A 4,127-nucleotide genomic window follows, 5' to 3' on the forward strand; every position below is an offset into this window, starting at 1 on the left:
CCTACCCCCACAACCCCACCACCTGGACCGACCCCCTCGGACTCGCACCCCATGAAACAATAAGCACCGATGGGAAGCCTGAGAGGCTTTACCATTACACAAATGAAGCGGGGCACGACGGGATCATTTCCAGTCGAGAGCTGAGGCCCTCTCTGAAGGCAGACAACCCCAAGGATGCCCGCTATGGGGATGGTCAGTACCTGACGGATATAAAACCTGGGACAAAAACGCTCGGTCAGCTGTCAGCGGCTTTCTTGCGAGTTCCTTGGGCTGGACGTAAATTTACTCACTACATCGAAATCGACGTCAGGGGATTGGACGTGAGGGAGGGGAGGCCGGGAGTGTTCGTGATTCCTAATAGTGGGCCACTTGATCTAACTGGACGCATTCTTGGATCCGGGAGAAATTAGGAATGAGGTATGTCAAGGTTTCGTGGAGTCATGATTTTCCTGACGAGCCAGTTCTCTACCTAAGTGAACTCGGTGAAGATGGGTACGAGGTTCGTAAGGTGCAGGTATACAGGGATGGTCGATGTGAGTGGGCTGATGAAACTTTTGAAACCGCTACGGTTGGTCTTTCGGAAATTCCATTCCCGCCCCTGGTGGACATCTCAAGTCAGCCCGAATTTACAGCGGAATTGATTACCTCGGAAGAGTTCGAGCGTGCGTGGGAGGGTGCGCGTTTGAACTCCTGAAAGTTCTTCAGGGTCTGATGTTCGTGTAATTCCCGCTGTGGTATCCGTAAGTTCCGGTGAGGGAAGTAAAATTTTCTTGCCTTGGTGGCCTGGGGTTGAAAAGGGAGCCTTTCGTCCGGTGCTGCCGGCTCCTGTCACAGTGTCAAGGTGTAGGTTCGACCCGAGCGGTGGCGATGAAGGCGGTCCAGCTTGCGGGGGTGAAGGTGAGGACGGCGCCCCGGGGCTTTTTGGAGTCGCGGACCGGCACGGCGGAGGAGTGGCCGTCCATGACCTCCACGCAACTGCCGCCCTCAGGGCCGCTGTAGGACGACCTGCGCCACTTCCCGGGTATGGGAGCGGTTGGGGTGGCGAGGTCAGGCATGACGTTGATGTTCCTTCGCGGTCGCTCGCAGGAGGGCAAGGGACTCCTTCGACGGCAACGCGTCCCCCAACGCCTGATGGTAGGCGTTCTGCAACCGTTCGACCACGGTCGGGGAGTCATGCACCCTCCCCACCTGCAACCCCTCCGAGTAGGCGACGGGGGGCTGATCCTCGAACCACATCAGGGTCAACATGCCCTGCATCAGGGGATGGGCGCCCAGCTCATAGGGCAACACGTGGATCCGCACCCGTCCCTCTTCGCAGAGCCGGACGAGATGAGCGAGCTGGTCGGCCATCACGGCCGGTCCGCCGACCGGGCGGCGTAGAACCGCTTCGTCGAGGAGGGCCCACACCACCGGAAGAGGGCGGTGGGCGAGGACCTTCGCGCGTTCCAGCCGTGTGACGACGAGCCGGTCACACTCCTCATCGCTCAAGGGGGCGAAGCCGCTGCGGAGGATCGCGCGTGCGTACGCCTCCGTCTGGAGGATGCCGGGAACGCATGACAGGGCGAACTCGCGGATGACGGTGGCCTGCTGTTCGAGGTGACGGGCGGCCTCGAAGTAGTCGGCGACGGCCACGTCCTTCTGGGGCAGGAAGCTGGTGAGCACGTTCCCGGTGTCCAGGACTCGGTCCAGGCGGCGGGCGTCCTCGCGGGAGGGGATGCGCCGGCCCGCCTCGATGTGGGCGATGTGCGAGCGGGTCATGATCGCCGCGTCGGCCAACTCCTGTTGGGTCATGCCGGCCGCCGTGCGCTGTTCCCGCAGCCATTCCCCATAGGTGTTACTCATGGTCAACTCCCGCGTGACAGGTGGGACGTCACTCCGAACCCCCTGGTCAGCGTAGCCCGTCGCGTCTCACTGTGTGAGTGAATCGATACGGAGCGGAGTGCGGCCGGGGCCGGCTCCGTGACGACCCCGGCGCGGTCCGAGCCGCCGGGGTGGGACACCCGGACCGTGGAGTGACGCCGTGCGCCGACTCATCGCCCGCCTTCCCGAACCGCTGTCGCGGTTCCTCCGCCCGGCGTCCGGCCGTCACCGGGCACGTCCCGCCGGCCGTGAGCCCGATGCGCTGCGGCGCGGTGCGGCCCGGCACCGCCGAGCAGTGGGGTCCGTACCGGGGCCCACCCCGGGACTCGCGTCGGCGACCGCCCTCGGAGGGCGGCGGGCGGTTCGCGGCGGGGGAGCGAAGGCGTGAACGCCCCGGCGACCGGCGTCCCGTGCCCACCGACCCGGCCGGGACCGCCGGCCCGGGCGCCCCTCCCGACCCGGGACGCGGCCGGCCGCGTCTCCCGCCTGCTCCACCGGGTGGAGGACGTGCAGCTCGACGCGGCCCTCGTCCTGCTCGGCCACGCCGTCGACATGGTGGACGACCGCCGGGTCACCGACGACCAGTTGCGGTACCTGGTGAGGCGCATGGCGGAGGCGCTGCGCGAGGTGCACCGGGTCGCGGAGGCGCGCGGCGCCCGCCTCTCCGCGTTCCCGCCGGTCGGGGAGGGCGAGCCGGACGAGGCCGACCCCGCTGTTCCCTGAGCGCTCGGAACCGGAAGGGAACGTGCGGGGAGCCGGCCCCGGCCGGCGCCGCTCAGGAGGACGCGGCGCGGGCCAGGCGCTTGCGGCAGCGTTCGGCACGCTTCTCGATCGCCTCCCGCGCCGAGTTGCCGCCGCCGTCCAACGGGCCGTCGAGGGCCAGTTCGCAGACGGCGAGGGCGGCGGCGTCGTCCTTCCTGCGGCGTTCGTGGTGCATCGACAGCCGGTTGAGCAGCACGCCGTCCCGGGCGCCCCGGTCCACCGCCCACCGCCACAGTTCGGCGGCCTCGTCCTCCCGGCCGGCCTTCTCCCGGGCCTGGCCCACGTGCCGGGCCGCCCGGCCGAGCACGGTGCGTTCCCCGGCCTCGTGGATGAGGGGCAGGTACCGGGCCAACTCCTCCATGTCGGCGCGTTGTCCGGCCTCGGTGAAGTGGGAGACCAGGGCCGCCGCCGGGCTGCCCGTGACGCACCGACCGCCCGCCTCACAGGGGGCGCAGTCACCGCAGCCGGGCAGGCGGGCGATCGTGGCGGCGGGCTCGGGGAACAGCGCGAGCAACCGTTCGGGGGTCCGGCGTTCGGCGTCGGCCCGTGCCAGCCCCTCCATCGCGTACCGCAGGTCGTCGCGGTCCGGCGCGCCCCCGGCGAGGTGGAGGTCGATGGCCGTCCGCAGCGCCTCGTCGGCCACGGGGCCGTCAGTGGGGTCGGGGGAGCCGGCCTTCCGCACCCCGAATCGGGCCAGCAACCGACCCGCCTCCGGGCAGTCCTCGCGTTGCAGCGTCCCCAGCGCCTGCCGCCACACGGCGGTGCTCTCCGGCCACGCCTCCACCGTGCGGTGGGCGTCGCGGTGGCGCCGGGACAGGGCGGGGGCCTCCGCGTCGCACCGCAGCGACCTGCGGCGCGCCCGGCGCAGCACCCGGATGCCGGGAACGGTCAGGGTCGCGGGGTCGGCGTGCCCCTCCTCCTCCGCGCGGTCCAGCAGGTGCAGGAGCAGGGCGGCGGTGACCTCCGCGTCCGAGTCCGCCCGGTGGGCACGGTGCGGGATGCCCAGGGCCTTGGCGCAGGTGGCCAGGCGGTGGTTCCGCAGCCGGGGCATGAAGCGCTGGGCGAGGTCCAGGGTGTCGAGGACCCGGCCGGGTCGCCAGGGGACGCCGGCGCGTTCCAGTTCGGAGGTGAGGAAGAACAGGTCGAACCCGACGTTGTGGGCGGCGACGGTCTCGCCGTCCAGGTGCCGCAGGATCTCCGGCACGAGGGCGGGGAAGCGCGGGGCCCGGCGGGCGGTGGCGTTGTCGATGCCGTGGATGTGTATCGCCCCGGTGTCCCGCTGTGGGTCGCACAGGCTGCTCCAGCGGTCCACGACCCGCCCGCCGTCGACGGTCACCAGGGCGAGCGAGACGATCCGGTCGCCCTGCGCGGCGTTGAGCCCGGTGGTCTCGCAGTCCAGGACGACGTACCGGCGGTCGGCGGGACGGCGGTCGTCCTCGGCTCCGTGGCCCGCGCCGGCGGGGGTACCGGTCACCTCGGGGAGGGGCGGTCGGGCGGCCGGAGCG

6 protein-coding genes are annotated in these 4,127 nt (G+C 69.9%); 3 read left to right on the top strand and 3 right to left on the bottom strand.

The window, feature by feature from the left end; all coding sequences use genetic code 11:
• Together FNQ90_RS14655 and FNQ90_RS14660 are read left to right on the top strand one after the other, a co-directional pair.
• Nucleotides 1–410, top strand: a 410-nt coding sequence (locus FNQ90_RS14655; protein WP_323379968.1) for an HYD1 signature containing ADP-ribosyltransferase family protein, incomplete at its 5' end; no start/stop codon positions are given.
• 2 nt (nucleotides 411–412) lie between these two features.
• Complete coding sequence (locus tag FNQ90_RS14660; protein WP_182606788.1) at nucleotides 413–694, top strand: DUF6881 domain-containing protein; 282 nt, start codon at nucleotides 413–415, stop codon at nucleotides 692–694.
• Between the two features lie 142 nt (nucleotides 695–836).
• On the opposite strand, the gene FNQ90_RS14665 is transcribed toward FNQ90_RS14660, so the two are convergent.
• Both FNQ90_RS14665 and FNQ90_RS14670 read right to left on the bottom strand, forming a co-directional pair.
• Nucleotides 837–1,055 (bottom strand): DUF397 domain-containing protein, encoded by a 219-nt coding sequence (locus tag FNQ90_RS14665; RefSeq protein WP_182606789.1) that lies wholly within the window; start codon nucleotides 1,053–1,055, stop codon nucleotides 837–839.
• Nucleotides 1,048–1,842, bottom strand: a complete 795-nt coding sequence (locus FNQ90_RS14670) for a helix-turn-helix domain-containing protein (RefSeq protein ID WP_182606790.1) — start codon at nucleotides 1,840–1,842, stop codon at nucleotides 1,048–1,050. The genes FNQ90_RS14665 and FNQ90_RS14670 overlap by 8 nt, the downstream gene beginning before the upstream one ends.
• 402 nt (nucleotides 1,843–2,244) lie before the next feature.
• On the opposite strand from FNQ90_RS14670, the gene FNQ90_RS14675 reads away from it, so the two are divergent.
• The gene (locus FNQ90_RS14675; RefSeq protein ID WP_182606791.1) at nucleotides 2,245–2,583 is read left to right on the top strand and encodes a hypothetical protein; all 339 of its coding nucleotides are present in this window, start codon (nucleotides 2,245–2,247) and stop codon (nucleotides 2,581–2,583) included.
• A 52-nt stretch (nucleotides 2,584–2,635) separates the two neighbouring features.
• Here FNQ90_RS14675 and FNQ90_RS14680 read toward each other — a convergent pair.
• On the bottom strand, nucleotides 2,636–4,127 hold a 1,492-nt coding region (locus FNQ90_RS14680; protein WP_182606792.1), incomplete at its 5' end, for a 3'-5' exonuclease.

Source organism: Streptomyces alkaliphilus (assembly GCF_014141535.1).
GTDB classification, from domain to species: domain Bacteria; phylum Actinomycetota; class Actinomycetes; order Streptomycetales; family Streptomycetaceae; genus Streptomyces; species Streptomyces alkaliphilus.

Coding starts and splice junctions, on each gene's coding strand:
- FNQ90_RS14660 (WP_182606788.1), top strand. CDS start 413: ATGAGGTATGTCAAGGTTTCGTGGAGTCATGATTTTCCTGACGAGCCA.
- FNQ90_RS14665 (WP_182606789.1), bottom strand. CDS start 1,055: ATGCCTGACCTCGCCACCCCAACCGCTCCCATACCCGGGAAGTGGCGC.
- FNQ90_RS14670 (WP_182606790.1), bottom strand. CDS start 1,842: ATGAGTAACACCTATGGGGAATGGCTGCGGGAACAGCGCACGGCGGCC.